At 65.1% G+C, this 15800-nt stretch carries 20 protein-coding genes; 8 read left to right on the top strand and 12 right to left on the bottom strand.

Going from position 1 to position 15800, the window contains the following annotated elements; translation table 11 throughout:
* Positions 1–47: 47 nt before the first annotated feature.
* A complete protein-coding gene (locus tag J2W22_RS14595; RefSeq protein WP_307118963.1) occupies positions 48–1775 on the bottom strand; it encodes a ParB/RepB/Spo0J family partition protein in 1728 nt (575 codons plus the stop codon).
* A 757-nt stretch (positions 1776–2532) separates the two neighbouring features.
* Between J2W22_RS14595 and J2W22_RS14590 the strand changes: the two genes are divergently transcribed.
* From J2W22_RS14590 to J2W22_RS14575, 4 genes are all read left to right on the top strand, one after another.
* A complete protein-coding gene (locus J2W22_RS14590; protein ID WP_307118962.1) occupies positions 2533–2748 on the top strand; it encodes a helix-turn-helix transcriptional regulator in 216 nt (71 codons plus the stop codon).
* A gap of 208 nt (positions 2749–2956) precedes the next feature.
* A complete protein-coding gene (locus tag J2W22_RS14585) occupies positions 2957–3202 on the top strand; it encodes a hypothetical protein (protein WP_307118961.1) in 246 nt (81 codons plus the stop codon).
* 222 nt (positions 3203–3424) lie between these two features.
* On the top strand, positions 3425–3598 hold the full coding sequence (locus tag J2W22_RS14580; protein ID WP_307118960.1) for a hypothetical protein: 174 nt from the start codon (positions 3425–3427) through the stop codon (positions 3596–3598).
* A 38-nt stretch (positions 3599–3636) separates the two neighbouring features.
* Positions 3637–3909: a hypothetical protein gene (locus J2W22_RS14575; RefSeq protein ID WP_307118959.1), complete on the top strand. Its 273-nt coding sequence runs from the start codon at positions 3637–3639 to the stop codon at positions 3907–3909.
* Between the two features lie 118 nt (positions 3910–4027).
* On the opposite strand, the gene J2W22_RS14570 is transcribed toward J2W22_RS14575, so the two are convergent.
* The 3 genes from J2W22_RS14570 to J2W22_RS14560 form a co-directional block, all read right to left on the bottom strand.
* Complete coding sequence (locus tag J2W22_RS14570) at positions 4028–5218, bottom strand: calcium:proton antiporter (protein WP_307118958.1); 1191 nt, start codon at positions 5216–5218, stop codon at positions 4028–4030.
* A 161-nt stretch (positions 5219–5379) separates the two neighbouring features.
* On the bottom strand, positions 5380–6291 hold the full coding sequence (locus J2W22_RS14565) for a transglutaminase family protein (protein ID WP_307118957.1): 912 nt from the start codon (positions 6289–6291) through the stop codon (positions 5380–5382).
* Between the two features lie 251 nt (positions 6292–6542).
* Entirely contained in the window at positions 6543–6905 is a 363-nt protein-coding gene (locus J2W22_RS14560; protein WP_307118956.1) for a DUF1508 domain-containing protein, read from the bottom strand.
* 153 nt (positions 6906–7058) lie between these two features.
* Between J2W22_RS14560 and J2W22_RS14555 the strand changes: the two genes are divergently transcribed.
* From J2W22_RS14555 to J2W22_RS14545, 3 genes are all read left to right on the top strand, one after another.
* The gene (locus tag J2W22_RS14555) at positions 7059–7304 is read left to right on the top strand and encodes a hypothetical protein (protein WP_307118955.1); all 246 of its coding nucleotides are present in this window, start codon (positions 7059–7061) and stop codon (positions 7302–7304) included.
* A gap of 155 nt (positions 7305–7459) precedes the next feature.
* Complete coding sequence (gene groL, locus J2W22_RS14550) at positions 7460–9082, top strand: chaperonin GroEL (protein ID WP_307118954.1); 1623 nt, start codon at positions 7460–7462, stop codon at positions 9080–9082.
* A 32-nt stretch (positions 9083–9114) separates the two neighbouring features.
* Entirely contained in the window at positions 9115–9324 is a 210-nt protein-coding gene (locus J2W22_RS14545) for a hypothetical protein (RefSeq protein WP_307118953.1), read from the top strand.
* 4 nt (positions 9325–9328) lie between these two features.
* Here the strand turns inward: J2W22_RS14545 and J2W22_RS14540 are convergent, their stop codons facing one another.
* From J2W22_RS14540 to J2W22_RS14520, 5 genes are all read right to left on the bottom strand, one after another.
* Positions 9329–9655, bottom strand: a complete 327-nt coding sequence (locus J2W22_RS14540) for a DUF6481 family protein (protein WP_307118952.1) — start codon at positions 9653–9655, stop codon at positions 9329–9331.
* Between the two features lie 78 nt (positions 9656–9733).
* Positions 9734–9940 carry a cold-shock protein gene (locus J2W22_RS14535; protein WP_116841228.1) on the bottom strand — a complete coding sequence of 69 codons (207 nt, stop codon included), beginning with the start codon at positions 9938–9940 and terminating at the stop codon, positions 9734–9736.
* Between the two features lie 151 nt (positions 9941–10091).
* Positions 10092–10367 carry a hypothetical protein gene (locus tag J2W22_RS14530; RefSeq protein WP_307118951.1) on the bottom strand — a complete coding sequence of 92 codons (276 nt, stop codon included), beginning with the start codon at positions 10365–10367 and terminating at the stop codon, positions 10092–10094.
* Between the two features lie 183 nt (positions 10368–10550).
* A complete protein-coding gene (locus J2W22_RS14525) occupies positions 10551–10733 on the bottom strand; it encodes a hypothetical protein (protein ID WP_307118950.1) in 183 nt (60 codons plus the stop codon).
* Positions 10734–10773: 40 nt separating this feature from the next.
* A complete protein-coding gene (locus J2W22_RS14520) occupies positions 10774–10995 on the bottom strand; it encodes a hypothetical protein (protein WP_307118949.1) in 222 nt (73 codons plus the stop codon).
* 462 nt (positions 10996–11457) lie between these two features.
* Here J2W22_RS14520 and J2W22_RS23505 point away from each other — a divergent pair, with 462 nt between their 5' ends.
* Positions 11458–11601, top strand: coding sequence for a catalase (locus J2W22_RS23505; protein ID WP_373422993.1), 144 nt, complete (start codon positions 11458–11460; stop codon positions 11599–11601).
* Positions 11602–11642: 41 nt separating this feature from the next.
* Here the strand turns inward: J2W22_RS23505 and J2W22_RS14515 are convergent, their stop codons facing one another.
* From J2W22_RS14515 to J2W22_RS14505, 3 genes are all read right to left on the bottom strand, one after another.
* Positions 11643–12800: a tyrosine-type recombinase/integrase gene (locus J2W22_RS14515; RefSeq protein WP_307118948.1), complete on the bottom strand. Its 1158-nt coding sequence runs from the start codon at positions 12798–12800 to the stop codon at positions 11643–11645.
* A 250-nt stretch (positions 12801–13050) separates the two neighbouring features.
* On the bottom strand, positions 13051–13725 hold the full coding sequence (locus J2W22_RS14510) for a hypothetical protein (protein WP_307118947.1): 675 nt from the start codon (positions 13723–13725) through the stop codon (positions 13051–13053).
* Positions 13726–13780: 55 nt separating this feature from the next.
* Positions 13781–15799 carry an acetyl-CoA carboxylase biotin carboxylase subunit gene (locus tag J2W22_RS14505; RefSeq protein ID WP_307118946.1) on the bottom strand — a complete coding sequence of 673 codons (2019 nt, stop codon included), beginning with the start codon at positions 15797–15799 and terminating at the stop codon, positions 13781–13783.
* Position 15800 lies beyond the last annotated feature (1 nt).

Raw genomic sequence — 15800 nt, 5'->3', positions numbered from 1 at the left:
TCCCGACACGAGGGAAGCTGGCGGCACGGTGGCCGCCAGCATGAGGCTCAGGCCGCCTGACGCAGCGGCTCGGATGCGGTGGAAAGCCCGTTGACCTTGGCGGCGCGGGTGACGGTCGGCACCCCTCCCCGCTCGGTGTAGGCAGCGGGCGGGAACGCCATCCACTTGGGCACCCAGCCTTCGACCTTGGCGCGGCCATTGCCGGTCAGGCAGTCGCGGATGATCCGGCGCTTGACCTTGCCGGTCGCGGCCTCGTTGGCCTTCGCCACCGTCTCCCCCGCCACATCGCGCAGCACCGCGCCCAGCACCTCGCGGTCCCGGACCATGTCGAGTAGCGTGTCGTCCGCCTGCCAGACCTTGGCCATGTCGGTGCTGAGCAACGGCCCCAGCACTTCGATCAGCGCGCTGCCTGCCTGCAACGTCTCGCCCATCACCACTGCCGACACGTCGAGCAGCGCCGGTTCGGGAAGCTCGAGCAGGCGCAGGAACAGTCCGGCCAACCCATGCTCGCCGTCATAGCCGCCGGTAACGGTCGCACTGTTCGCGTCAAAGCCGAGCAGCGCCAGCACCGCGCGCCGCTTCTCGGCGAACGGCTCCTCCGAAGCACAGGCCCGCACGCTCTCGCCTATTTCCGGGGTGACGGCGTGCCGATCCTCGACCCGGACGTTCCACAGCGGCGATCCGACAATGGCGTGCGCCACCAGCATCCGCAGCGCGAGCGAGGGATGCCCGACAAGATCGGCGCGTACCGCCGCGTGCCGGTGCAGATCGACATAGTTGCGGATCGCCGAATTCGTCTCGGGCCGAACCGGCTTCTCGGCCACGTCCGCCATTTCGAGCTTACTGGCCTCCTTGCGCGAGACATAGCCCTCATGGACCGTAACATCGCCGCGCGTGCCGACCGCGAAGAACACCTTGCCGCCCTTGCGCTTGGGGCAGCGCTCATGCTCCCAGCTCTGGAACGCCTCGCCGGTCGGCAGCACGATCACCTCGCGCCACCCGGCCTCGCGGTAGCTCTCGGCCTTGGCTTCGATGGCAGGCGTCTGCGCCGCCCAGAAGCTGGCAGTGTCGCCAAACCAGCGCTCGTCGCCGAACAGGTCCGAAATCACCTCGCCCGGATAGTCGGCCATGTCGAACAGCGCCGCGCTGACCGGGATCGATGCGCCGCCGAACAGCCACGCCTTCAACTGGTGCCCGTTCGGGCAATAGGCGTGGGGATCGTCGCGCAGGCCGAGCCAGTCGCGCTGCCGCGCCTTGGAGGCGAGGGTCAGATGCCGCACCGTCGCCGCATCGATGTCTCCCTTGCGATAGAGCCCCCGGACACGCGGTAGCAGGTTGCCCAGCGCCAGCGTCCGCTTCACCTGCAGTTCGGTCAGCCCGAAGGTCAGCGCGATGTCCTCGGGCGTCCGCCCTTCCTTCACCAGCCGCGTGAAGCTCTCCCAGCGCGTCACATCGTCCGGGTCGAGCCGCGCGACATTCTCGATCAGCGAGGCCTCCAGCGCCGCCGCATCGTCGCCCGCCGCGATCACCGCGCAGGGCAGGGCCTCGCCTTCGCCGCTCTCGGCCGCAACCTCCAGCGCCGCATGATAGCGCCGCTTGCCCGCCACGACCTCGAACCGCCCCTCGTCTTGCGTTGGCCGCACGATCAGCGGGACCAGCACGCCCCGCGCCCGGATCGACGGCAGGATGTTGGCGATGTCCGGCTTGCTCCCTCTGGCCCGCATGTTCGTGGCCGAGACGCAGAGATTGGCGATGTCGATGTGCCTGAGTTCCATTGTCCTTACTCCTCAAACCACCGCAACCGGCGCCGGAATGGCGGGTGGGCGGCAGGAGCGGACCGACGATCCCGCCGGCAGAGGCGGGCCGCACCCGAAGGGCCGAAACGAAGAGCAGGAGCTGGCACAGCCAGCTTGCGGCACGCCGCGGCGGGATCACAGGGTAGCGACGCCCACCCGCCAGAACGAGTGCCGGAGGCCAAACGCCGCGCCGCACAGCGGCGCGTCCGCAGCCAATCAGCGCGAAGCGCGACCGGCTCCGCAGGAGCCCACAAAAGAAGCACTCTCGAGTCCGGCCGGCCGTCGTGGCGGCGTGCGCGCGCAATCGTGCGCCAGCCGCCGCCGCGCCTTCCGGCCGGTCGGGTGTGCCACGCGGAAACCAAAAAGGCGCTGCGGACCCTGGCGGCTTCGCAGAAGCCCGCCAGCGCACGCTCATCCGCTATCGCGTTCCGCTCCCCGGCGATGCCCGGCGGATCGGTCCCCCGGGACTGATCCCGCGTCCGCGATCGTCACCCGGATGGGCCGAGGCGCACCGCGACTCGGCGGCGCGCAAGCGCGTAGAGCGCAGTCACGCGGCGCGTGAGACGCCATGGGCCGACAGCCTCAAACACCGGCCCTTACGCTAATCTACGCTGGAGCCGCCAATCACCGCCAATGGCCCCACAGTCACCAGAGAGGCTCTTTTCTCCCGACCAAATCTCTGTCCAACTCTGCCCGGGGAGCATCACTCAGACGCACAAGTTCCAAGGTGATACCGATGCAGACAGACACCCCCGACCGCATCCTCCGGATCAAGACCGTCCTCGAGCGCACCGGCCTCAGCCGCTCGACGATGTACCGCAAGATGCAGAATGGCACCTTCCCGCCTGCCATCAAGATCAGCGCGCGCTGCGCCGGCTGGCGCGAGTCCGCGATCAGCGCCTGGCTGCGAAATCCGATGTTCTATTCAACGAACGACGATGCTTCGGTGTGAACTACGTCGACAGGTGGATCCGCCAGTCCATGACATAGCCGTGAAGTACGAGGTGGACACCTCCCTTCCCCCACTGCCCATCAGGCTCCTTCTGGTTCCCCGCGCATTCGGTACATGGGGGAACAGAGCACCGCGGAACTCGTCCGGCGGTCCTTGGTTAGGCAATGCAAGGGTTCCAGCGGATTGGAGGCCAAAAGGAGGTGCCTTCATGTTCGCTACCAGAGCCCTTGGGCATGGCTATCCCGCCGGATTTCAGACGATGCCCGGAAATCACGAAAGCTGGCTAGCTGCCCTCGCATTCTGCGACGAACACGGCGAAGACGGCCCCGATATCCTTGCCGGCAACATCGAAGCGTCGTGGCGGTCACACAATGCTGCTGCCGCCATGCACTGGACCGACATTGGCCAGCGCCTAATTCATATGCATCTCGCGGGTGCCCGCGCGTGGCACTAAATTGCGCCGAAATAGCTCAGACGAAGCGAGGGAAATAAGACCCGCTAAATTCCCGAACGCCGAGATCGCGACAACACCTGTAGGGCCCCAAGAAACTAATCCTCTGCCGGGTATCTTTATCGCGTCCAATTCGCTATAACACTGAACATCGCTGGCAGACGATCACGTAGGCGCCGGCGGCTGAGAGACCGAGTGCTCCCGCTTACAAAGCCGGAGCAGATCATGGATCTCAATTATCTCCTTCATCGCCATCAAGTTTCGCTGATGCATGCGGCTGCCGCCACCAGCCCGGAAGCGCGGTTCGCGCATCGCGGCCTCGCACGATGCTACGCCGAGCGCATTCGGGCTCTACGGGTCGCACTTGGCCTCGAGCAAAACCTTGTTCGTGCCAGCTGACGACGATCACCTCTGTCTCCTTTTCAAGGGAACGCCTGATGGATGAGAAGCAAGCGACGGGTACTCCGCCAGCCAGGGCGCGGATGTTTCGCAAGCCGTTCACCGGCGCGCGCCTTTCTCCAGAAAGTGTGGAGCGACAGAGCCAGGTTACCCTCATGGCGTGGAATCTGCTCGGAGCAGACGCAGCGATCCGTTTCCTGAACAGCTTTCATACCGATCTCGAAGGGATACCGCTCGACCTGGCCGTCGCGAGCCCCATCGGCTGCGAAGCGGTGGAGCGTGCGATCAGCGAGCGGGCTGGCCTGGAATGAGCGCCCGCTCGCCTTTACCGACGCGCCCCTCGATCGCGTTCGCGACATGGTGAAGGTCTGATCTTCGTGATCGATAATCCCGATCTGGGAGCAGCGGGGAAGCAAGTCGCCCGAACCATCAGGGACTGAACACAAGCACGAGGAAGACCGAAAATAACGAGAGGTGCACCGCCCCTTCGAGCATGGTGGTCCGCGTGCCGGAGAAAGTGAGCGTGTTGAGCATCAGCGTTACTCCGAGCAGCACCATGTTGGCGGGGGAGACGCCCAGGATCACGGGTTGACCCGTTGCCAGGCCGATGAACAGAACGGCGGGCACCGTCAAACCCAGCGTCGAGGTGGCGGCTCCAAGGCAAAGGTTGATCGCTCGTGTAAGCTGGTTGGCCGCGACCGCGCGCAGGGCCGAAATGCCCTCGGGCGTGAATACGATCAGCGCGATCAGGATGCCGCCGAGGGCCGTCGGTGCGCCCAACACTGCGATCCCATGATCGAGCAGCTTCGCCAGATCTTTCGAGAGGATCACGATCGGGAGGATATTCGCGAGAAGCAGCAACACCCGGCTGGTATTCGAGCCGGGGACACGCTCACCATGGGGTGGTGGGGTTGCGGCATCCTCTCCGGCCTGCTGCCCGACAGCGACGAAGAAGCCGCGATGCCTGCCGGTCTGGAGCCACAGGAAGCCGATATAGAGTGCGATGGTGAAGGCGGAGAAGAACAGCGCCTGTGGAAGAGACAGCATGCCTGTCGCGCTCGAGGTGGTGAAGTTGGGGAGAACCAGCGCGATCACGCTCAGCGGGATGATGACAGCAAGATAGGCTGTCGCGCCCTGAAGATTGTAGCTCTGCTGGTGGAAGCGCAGCCCGCCGACCAGCAGGCACAAGCCGACTACGCCGTTCAGCACGATCATGAGCACCGCGAACATCGTGTCGCGTCCCAATGTCGGCACCGCCTTGGCGCTCAGCATCACAGCGCCGATCAACGCCACTTCGATGATGACGATCGACAAGGTGAGCACGAGCGTGCCCAACGGCTCGCCCAGGCGCTCGGCCACTTCCTCGGCCTCATGCACCACCCCGAATGCTGACCAGAGGATCACCGCCAGCAGCCACGCGAAAAGCAGCGCCGTGATCACCGGATGCGCGCCGACTAGCCGCACCGGGTCGGCGAGCAGCATCGCGGCCACAGTGGTCCAGGCAACCGCGAGGCGGATAAATCCCGGCCTCGTCACTAACGGCTCATGGATGCGGCGGATCCTGTTCGGGCTGCTGCGCCCGGGCATGCGCGCGCGCTTCGCGGCGGAGCCTGCGCGCATATTGCCGCTCGTGCGTGTGATAGATTCGGTAACCCACGAACGCGGCAAGGAGCAGCGCCATGAGCAGCATCAAGGTGTAGGCGGCTATCAGTCTCGGTTCCATTTCATATCTCCGCCGCCCGCATATGCAGACCGGCCTCTGGGAAGGATGCCATTCGCGCCTAGGCGGGCGGGCGCACCTCCAGGCCCGGCCGTGCGGTCAGGCCGCTGCCGGAGCTCACCGTTACCTTCACCGTCATGTCGATCAGATCCTCTGGCGCTCCCGCATAGCGGCCCTCCAGCGGCGGAATCTGCGTGATATTTCGCGCCACCGCGACCGGCACCAGATTTGCCTCGCCCATCCGGGCGTTGGTGGGATCGAAGGCGATCCATCCCGCGCAGGGCAGGTAGACCTCCGCCCAAGCGTGCGTCGCGCCATGCTGTGGTACTTGCTCGTCGCCGGAAGCAGGGGGATCGTAAAGATAGCCGGAGACTGCTCGCGCGCCGAAGCCGAGATGGCGCGCTGCTTCGATGAACAGCGTCGCGAGATCGCGGCAGGCGCCGGATGCGTCGTCGAGCGTCTTCAACGGGTGCTGTGTGCCTTCCTCGCGCCGCTCTCCGTAGGCGATCCCGGCGCGAGCTGCGCTGTTAAGATCCTGAAGCAGGGCGAGCGTGTCGGTCCGCTCCGCAGCGACGATTGCTTGCGCCCAGGCCAGTAGCCGCCCCTCGGGATCCGGATGCTCCGGCACCAGCAATGCGCCCAGATCTACGCGCTCGTCGTGCGAATAGGCGAAGGGATAACGGTGCGCGTGCGGCGCGATCGGGAATACCGGCCAGGCGGATGCGTCCTGCTCGACCACCAGCTGGCTGGTAATGGTAAGCGTGTCGGCCGCTAGGGAGAAGCTGGCGGTCGCGATCAGATTGCCGAACACATCCTGTGTCCATTCAACATCGGCAGGGGGCAAGCAACTGATCAGCGTCGTCATCAGCTTGAGATCATGGCTACCCCGCGGGCTCAGCATCATCCGGTGCGGAAACAGCGTCACCGCCCGCGCATAGCGGTAGGTGGTCTCATGCAGGATTGTGAGTCGCATCGCCTTCTGCCTCCCGGACTCCCGTCCGTTCCGCACACGACATGCGTGCGGAGCCAGGCAGCATGAAAGGGAGATGCTGGTCCCGAGAGACCTCAAGTCCGTCGCAGGCGACGATAGCCTCGTGAATATGGGAACGGCTCGCGCCACTGGCAATGGTCACCCGGCTTTTCCTCGTCAGCAGCGTTTCCCCGGCAAGGTAGCCGGACTTCCTCTCAGCGACGGTGCGGACAGGTGCCGACATATTCATCGGCTCAGTCCGGGGAACCTCGCACCATTGCTGTGGCGGCGCCGTTGCGCAGTGCCGCAACCGCCGCCGCGCACGCATGCTCGCTGGAATAGCCGATGCTCAATGCAATCGGCACGCCGCTCGCTGAGCAGAAGCGCCACCGCCAGTCGCCGCCGGAGAACAGGATTGAGGTAAGGCTGACGCGCTCGGCTCGATAGATCTCGAAATAGGACTCGCCGTCCGCCTCGGGGTGAAGCTGGCCTTCGCTATTGGATGGCGCGTCCGGCGAACGGCCGATGCGGAACAGGGCTGTGGTGATGTCCCGGGGCAGTTCCCCGGCATCACGGCGCGGCGGTGCGAATTCGCTAAGTGCCATGCTGGCGGACACATGATTCTCCCATCGAACAAGCGGGAGCAATCCGTTTCTCTCTGGCGTCGCGTGCTTGTAAAAAAATCTGCGACGATCCTGCATATATAGCAGCATGCTTGGCGCTTGACCATGCTACAAAGCCGGCGAGCCGGGGATCTCAAGGAGCACCTCGTGTCGATCCGCACCACGTCCAGCACGGCCACGTTCGCTTCGCCCTTTCGGCTGAAAGGCGTCGACGAACTCCTTCCCCCCGGCACCTACCGGGTCGAGACCGACGAGGAAGGCGTGGAAGGGAACGAGCGCACCGTCTTTCGGCGAGTTGCCACGCTCCTCTACGTCCCTACCGCATCGGGCATCCGCGTCTGCACCGTGGAAGCTGACGATCTGGCCGCCGCGTTGGCCTCCGACGATCGGTAATCCCGGACGGCCACTTGCCACGGGGCACAGGAGGGCCCACATGCTCAGTTATGGGTGTGCGATCGAAGCGGGCCCGTTCGCATAGCGGCGGCGCTGGCTTCCGGTTGTGACAGCGACGCCCCGTCGCGGCCCAGCAACCCGATCGGTCCCCATCCATGGCAGCCAAGGACATACGCTTCTCGCGCGACGCGCGGGAAAGCATCGCGCGCGGCGTCGACCGGATGGCCGACGCGGTACGCGTAACGCTGGGGCCGAAAGGCCGCAACGTGGTGATCGACAAGGGCTATGGCGCCCCGCACATCACCAAGGACGGCGTCACCGTCGCCAAGGAGATCGATCTCAGCGACCGATTTGCGAACCTGGGGGCGCGGATGCTTCGTGCCGTCGCCACGCGAACGCAGGACCATGCCGGCGACGGCACCACCACCGCGACGGTGCTCGCGCAGGCGATCCTGCGCGAAGGGATGAAGTCGATTTCGGCAGGCGTCAGCCCGATCGAACTCAAGCGCGGAATCGACATCGCCGTCGCGCGCGTCATCGAGGAGTTGAAGGCCCGTTCGCGCCCCGTCTCGAGCACCGGAGAAATCGCGCAGGTCGGCATCGTCTCCGCCAATGGCGACGCCGAGATCGGCAACATGATCGCGGCGGCCATGGACAAGGTCGGCAAGGAAGGGGTGATCTCGATCGAGGATGCGCGCGGCACCGCGTTCGAGCTCGAAATCGTCGAAGGGATGGAATTCGACCGCGGCTATCTCAGCCCCTATTTCATCACCGACGAGGGCAAGATGACCGTCGATCTGCACGAGCCGTACATCCTGCTCTACGAGCAGAAGCTGTCGGACCTGCGTGCACTGCTTCCGGTGCTGGAGGCAGTCGCGCAGTCGGGCCGCCCGCTGGTGATCATCGCCGAAGACGTGGAGAGCGAGGCGCTCGCCACGCTGGTGGTCAACAAGATGCGCGGAAGCCTCCAGGTCGCCGCGGTGAGGGCGCCCAGTTTCGGCGCTCAGCGCAAGGCCATGCTCGAGGATATGGCGATCCTGACCGGGGGCACGCTGATCGCGCCGGATCTCGGCATCAAGCTGGACAGCGTCACGCTCGACATGCTCGGCACCGCCCGCCGGGTGACAATGGGCCGGAACGACACAGCGATCATCGGCGGCGCGGGCGATCCCGCGGCGATCGCCGGTCGCATCGCCGCGCTCAAGCAGCAGATCGAACTCAGCACGAGCGAATATGACGAGGGCAAGCTCCAGGACCGGATGGCCAAGCTGGGCGGCGGCGTCGCCATCATCCGGGTCGGCGCCTCGACCGAAGTCGAGATGCGCGAGCGCAAGGACCGGCTCGACGACGCGCTACACGCGACGCGCGCCGCAGTGGAGGAAGGCGTGTTGCCCGGCGGCGGCGTGGCCCTCCTCTATGCGTCCCGGGGCCTCGACGGCATCAGGGGCGAGAACGACGACCAGACCCGCGGCATCGACATCATCCGCAGGGCTCTATCGGCACCCCTTCGCCAGATCGTAGAAAATGCAGGACACGACGGCGGCGTGATCGCGGGCCGGCTGATCGACGGCAACGACCGCGATATCGGTTTCAATGCGCAGACGGGCCGCTACGAGGACATGGTGGCGACCGGGATCGTCGATCCCACGCTCGTCGTCCGATCAGCATTGCAGGATGCTGCCTCGGTCACTGGGCTGCTGCTCACCACCGAGGTGGCGATCGTCGGCAGCTCGGAAAACTCACCCACTAATCAGGCGATGGCACCAGCCGGCTTCTGATCCGCCGGCCACGAACCCCAGGAGTGTATACAATGTCACGAGTTCCCCTTCGCCCTTATCTCGTTACCAAAGACGAGGAAGGCATTTTCCGCGTCACGGTGCGGACCACACGCTTCAATTCACAGGGCTATCCGCTGGTCTCGGCCGAAGTCCTGGACGACGCGTTCAAGACACAAACCGCGGCGAAGGTGTTCGTGCGCGAGGAATATCGCGCCGAAGCCAATCAAATCGCCACCAAGTAGCGAGTTACTTGCGTGCCTTGCGGGCGGCGTAGCGTGCATCGCGTTCCGCCTTCCGCTCGGCGTCGCTCTTCGCCGAGACGATTTCCTCCGCAGCACTGGCAGCGATCTCGGCCGCCTGGGCGCGCGCATCGCACACCGCCTGCTTTTCGGCGGCGCGCTGGGCACGCCGGGCGGCCTGCGCGGTCTCACGCTTGAGTGCGGCGGCCTTGCTCTCGGCCAGCTCCGCCTCGCTGGGTGCGGGCTTGGCCCGCAGCAATGCCAGCGACTTCAGCTTCGCGGTGCGGGAAAGCGCGGCGCGCTCGTTGAAATCGGGTGCTCGATAGGCTGTCATCTTGGACTTTCTGCAACAGATGCCGAAAGGGCGGACCCGGCGCACGCCGGACCCGCCCCATTCATTCAGCAGGCCGGATCAGGCCGCCTGGAGATTCACCGCGGACGACTTGCCGCGCTGGTCGTTCTCGATCTCGTAGGACAGGCGCTGATCCGCATTCAGCGTCGCCATGCCGGCGCGCTCGACGGCGCTGATATGGACGAAGCTGTCATTGCCCCCGCCCTCGGGCGAGATGAAGCCATAGCCTTTGTCGATATTGAAGAATTTCACGGTGCCGATGGGCATGGGATGTTCCTTTCGCGAACATGGGATTGTCCGCGCGAAGCTGCGCGCAGAGCCAAGAAGCGAGAAAAGGAAGGGTCGGCCCGGAGGCGTCGGTTTCCGTCGCAGGCGACGATAGCCATACGGATATGGGGTGGCGTCTGCGATATGCAACCTAGACTTCAACATTCCCCACATCGGCGAAGCCGCGATCGGGATTCTCGCTGAGGCCGCGACCCTTGTGGGCGACCAGTTCGAGCGCCTTCGCAGCATCCGTCGCGCCTTGTCGCACGGCCGCCCGCTTGTCGCGCTTGTCGGCGTCCAGCGCCTCCTTGGCCCAGGCCGCAGCCGCGGTCGTCGCAATGGCCCGAACATTGGGCAGCACGGCATTGGCGGCAAGAGTAAGCTGCCGAGCCTGCTGCGCGCGGCACATGATGGCGGTGGGTTGCATCAGATTGTCCTTTCGAGACGGAAGGCTGTGTAGGGTCGGGTCAGATTATTCGGCACGGCCGGCGCGCCAGGGCAGGCCGGGCAGACGCCCCCTGTCCCGCCCGCACCGCGTGCAGGCGCTCGTGAAATGTAATGGTTGCGGACCGGAGCAGGGACCTGGCTCCCGAACAACCGATGGAGGTGATCAAGCATCGGCGATGCCACCGGCGGCCGCCCGTTTCGCGGCCGCGATCGCGTCCCTGAGCGCGGTGTAACGATAGCCGTTCCAGTGGAAATACGCCACGGGCACGCACTCGATGCCATAGGCTGCCATCAGTTCTTCAGTGTCATGCACACGTTGCGGCGCGTTAATAGCTGTCAGATCCATGGGGGGTTCCTTCGTTCGACTGAGAGCCAGTGGAGAGAAGTCAGCTGACGCGCCGCTGGGCCCAGTGACTGCGCGTGACCGCGCCGGTCAGAACCTTCGAGCCATAGGCCCGGCTCACCGCGGCCGCGTCGTCCGCGTTGACGAAGACCACTCGCGTCCCGCTGGGAACAAGCGGTTCGATTGCGCTGATCACCGCGTTGAGCCTGGCCGAAGTGGCAATGACGTGATCGATCGCCGCATCAACGTTGACAGCTCGCGTCACGATCGTTTGCCCGAGCCGGATGTGGGACCGGCCTCCCGCGAAAAGAGGGTGAGTTTCCGCCGGACGATCTTCGGATCAGGTTCGGGCGAGCGGAGAAGAGGTGGTGGCGAGATCTGGGGCATACATGGCTCCACGCAGAGCGGGAGCACGAACCATCTCTCAGTCGCATCCATGCTCGTGGCAAGGTGGAGCGATGCGTATCATATGGGGGTGCCACGCGCGCATTACGAGTGTCGTAAACGCGGCGCCCTGCCAATTCGCAGTTCTCGGACGACCCGACATCCCCTGCCGCCGGCCCGTTCCTATTCCTACTTGCCCAAGGGGGCCGGTTGCGCGCGGTCCGACCCTACCTGAGTACCCTTCTCAGAAGACCTTTCATTTCCACCACCAGCGTACCTCAGAGCGGATTGCGCGCCCACTTCGGGCGCTCACAGCGTCTTCGAGCAACCCACGACATTTCCGATCCGTACAAAGCCACTGCGTTCACTAAAGAGAAAGGCGAGCTCCGTCCGATTCTCAACCGTGGCGGTTGCCGCCGGCTTCATCGATACGCCGCGCGACATGCGGGGCTACGCGGTCAAATCTTACACGCAGGAGGGTAGCTAGGACGACCCTGGTGAATGACAGCTCCCCCCAGCAGTCATCGCTTATGCGCGGAGATATTCGGCCCATTTTGCCATCAGCGCTCGACGCTTTTCGAAAAAGTCCGTCCGACGATAGGCCGCTTCCACGGCGTTCGGCACCCGGTGCGCTAAGGCCTTCTCGGCGATTTCCTTGGGGAAGCTTGTGCACTCCGCCGCCCAGTCGGCAAAGCTGCTTCGGAAACCGTGTACTGTTATCGTCTCAATCTTCATGTCACGGATCGCCTTGAGCATAGTCGTATCGCTGATCGGCTTCTTTCCGCTCTGAGTGAACAGCATCCTTCCCACAGAGATTAGACCGTCCAAGGCTTCGTGCTCCGCACGCAGTCGCTTCAGCAGCGCCAATGCGGGCGCGGATAGCGGCACGACATGGGGCTGCTTCATCTTCATGCGCGCCGCCGGGATCGACCATGTCGAGGCATCCAGATCGAACTCCTCCCAAGTCGCATATCGCGTCTCGTTCGAGCGCACCGCAGTAAGGATGGTCAGTTGCAAGGCGTCCCGCCCAATGCTGCGATCCTGCCGCGTCAACTTCTTCAAAAATGCCGGGACGTCGGCGTAGGGCATAGCAGCGCGGTGTTCGACCTGCCGGTTCTGACGCGGCAAACCTCGCGTGACCGAGCGTAGGGAAATCTCGGCCGGGATCATGCCCTTGATGTGCGCGTAATCGAGAACCGTCCCGATCCTTTGCAGAAGGCGCCGTGCCGTATCCGGCTTCGCGAGCCAGATTGGCTCCAACACCTTGAGCACCTGTACACTATCGATCGCCTCTATTCGCTTGGCACCGATCTCTCCGAACACATGGTTTTCGAAGCTGGCAATCCAGGAGACGTTTCGCCGATCCTTCCAGCCACTCTTCATCGCCTCGTAGCAACGGCGTGTCACCATCTCGAAGGTCGGGGAGCTCGCGCGGCGCAAGCCCCGCTCCTTCACCGGGTCCTTGCCGCTGCGGATCATCTTTCGAAGTTCGACGGCCAGGCATCGCGCGTCCGATAGCGACACATCATGGACTGGGCCCAAGCCGAAATCGCGCCGCCTACCTTTGAACTGCATCCGAAGCATCCAGGCACGAGAGCTTGGCGGGCGAACCACCAGATAGAGGCCATGGCCATCAGAATGCCGTCCAGGACCGGCCGTGCGAACCTTGAGAGCTGTGAGTGCCAAGTCAGGATTCCCTCATTTTTCTGTACCCCGCCCTGCCCCACGAAGAGTCCGCGATTTCGCGAGACAAAGTGGAATCAAGGGATACACACCCAGCAACACTTCTCAAGCATTCTCAATAGGTTGAGACGCATTGGAACACCTTGCTATGAGGGTAGTCTGCTCGTAGGGGTCACCAGCGGAAACGAAATCGCGCAAGCTGCGATTTCGCCCGCGGCCAGCAAACAAGCCGCCGCCAGCACTCTCCGCAAAATCACTTCACCGGAAGCACATCCTTCCAGCGCGCATCGAGCTTCGCCTGCGCCGCGCCCTTCTTCACGCGGGTGACGAACGACAGCCCGCGCAGCTCCACGCTGTGGCCGCCGAGCAGGCGCCCCGAGATCGTGTAGCCGATATCGTAGAGCGCGACATCCTCGTGTGGATCGCCATCGACGATGAAGCGCGTCACAATCGCCACCGGCAGCCTTTCGTCGCCACGGCTGTTATCGGGCAGCCTGGCCGCCTCGCGCGCCTTTTCCAGCGCATGCTCGAACCAGCTCACCTCGATCCGCGGCTCGCCGGTAGTACGCGCGGAGGCAGCGCCTAGAGCGGTCGGGAACAGGATTTCCTGGCTCTGGATCGATTGCTCGGCCGCCGCCGGCTTCAGCGTCAGCGAGCGCTTGCCGATATCCGCGGTGGTGAGCACCAGCGCGGCGGCCTTGGCGGAGGCGCGCTCGGCGACTGCGCTTTCGGCCGCCTTGCTGTCGCTCCGCTCGCTCCAGTTATTCCACAGGGTAAGCGCCGAGATGATCACGGCGATCACCGCCAGCACTTCGCCCAGGGTTATCCAGCGGCGCCGGATAGCGGCGGTCTCGGCGGCGCGCGCCTCGGCCCTTTCCTCGGCTTGGGTCTGGACGGGGGGCTCGGGCGGGGGAACGCTATCACTCACGGCGCCGGTTCCATCATCTGGCGCCGCCACCGTCAAGCGTTCCCCGCGCCAACGCTCATTCGAACTCGAGGATCGCCGCGTCCACGGCCAGGCTGTCGCCCGCGCCGAAATTGGCGGCCTTCACCACCCCTGCCCGCTCGGCGCGCAGGATATTCTCCATCTTCATCGCCTCGACCACCGCGAGCGGCTGGCCGGCCTCGACCCTGTCGCCGGGCGAGACATGGAGCTGGGTGAGCAGGCCCGGCATCGGCGCGAGCAGGAACTTGCTCATGTCCGGCGGCACCTTCTCGATCATGTGGTGCCGGAACTGCGCGATGTGCGGCGGATAGACCTCGACCAGGTGCGAGGCACCGTGCGCGGTGAGCTTCCAGGCCGCCCCCTTGCGCGCGACCCCCACGCTGAGCGGCGCGCCGTCGACCATGGCGGAGAGGATCAGATTGTCCGCCTGCCATTCGCCGTCGATCTCCATCGGCTCGCCATCGACGGTGACGTCCTCGTCGACCACAACCGTGAACCGCTCGCCATCGATCAGCACCACACGTTCGTCGCCGACGGTAACCGGTCCGTTGAGCTGGCCCGAAGTCGCGGCCGCCCGTTCCGCGCGCTCGATGTCGATGACGGCCGCCAGCGCCGCCAGCTTGCGCTTCAGCGCGCCGGAGGCCGGGGCGCCGTGGAAGCCTTCCGGATATTCCTCGGCGATGAACCCGGTGGTCAGCGCGCCCTCGCGGAAGCGCGGATGCTGGACCAGCGCGGAGAGGAAATCGATATTGTGGCCGATGCCGTCGATCCGGAACCGGTCGAGCGCCGCGACCTGCAGGTCCGCCGCCTCGTCGCGCGTCTCGCCCCAGGTGATCAGCTTGGCGATCATCGGATCGTAGAACATCGAGATCTCGCTGCCCTCGGTCACGCCGTCATCGACGCGGACATAGCCGTGGTCGCCGCGGGTGCCGGGCGCGCCATAAGGCGTTTCTTCGGCAGCCGGGGGACGATAGCGCACCAGCCGCCCGGTGGAGGGCAGGAAGCCGCGATAGGGATCCTCGGCATAGACGCGGTTCTCGATCGCCCAGCCGGTCAGCTTGATGTCGTCCTGACCGAAGGCGAGCTTCTCGCCATAGGCAACGCGGATCATCTGCTCGACCAGGTCGAGGCCCGTAACCGCCTCGGTCACCGGATGCTCCACCTGCAGGCGGGTGTTCATCTCGAGGAAGTAGAAGCCCTGCCCGGTCTTGTCGGCGCCCGAGACGATCAGTTCGACCGTGCCCGCGCTGAAATAGCCCACGGCGCGCGAGAGGGCGACGGCCTGCTCCCCCATCGCCTTGCGCATCTCGGGCGTGACGAAGGGTGACGGCGCCTCCTCGACCACCTTCTGGTGGCGGCGCTGGATCGAGCATTCGCGCTCGCCGAGATAGACGATGTTGCCATGCTGGTCGCCCAGCACCTGGATCTCGATATGGCGCGGGCTCTCGATGAACTTCTCGACGAACACGCGGTCGTCGCCGAAGCTCGCCAGGCCCTCGCGCTTGGTCGCCTCGAAGCCTTCACGGACATCGGCTTCGCTCCAGGCGAGCCGCATGCCCTTGCCGCCGCCGCCGGCCGAGGCCTTCATCATCACCGGATAGCCGATCTCGTTCGAGATGCGCACGGCATGCTCGGTATCCTCGATCACCCCGACGAAACCGGGCACCACGTTGACGCCGGCAGCCTTGGCGAGCTTCTTGGACTCGATCTTGTCGCCCATCGCCGCGATGGCGTTCGGGGGAGGCCCGACAAAGGCGATCCCGGCCTCGGCACAGGCCTTGGCGAAGCTCTCGCGCTCGGAGAGGAAGCCATAGCCCGGATGGATGCAGTCCGCCCCGGTCTCCTTGGCGGCGAGCAGGATCAGCTCGGCCTTGAGATAGCTCTCCGCCGCCGGCGCCGGCCCGAGCCGTACCGCCTCGTCCGCCATCAGCACATGCGGGGCACGCGCGTCAGCGTCCGAATAGACCGCCACGGTGGCGATCCCCATCTTCTTGGCGGTGCGCATCACGCGGCACGCGATCTCGCCGCGATTGGCGACCAGGATCTTCTTGAACATC

Origin of the sequence: Sphingomonas kyeonggiensis, from assembly GCF_030812785.1 — a bacterium.
Taxonomy (GTDB): domain Bacteria; phylum Pseudomonadota; class Alphaproteobacteria; order Sphingomonadales; family Sphingomonadaceae; genus Sphingomonas; species Sphingomonas kyeonggiensis_B.
The sequence above is the reverse complement of the archived record's forward strand: the minus strand, read 5'-3'. Positions and strand labels throughout refer to the sequence as shown.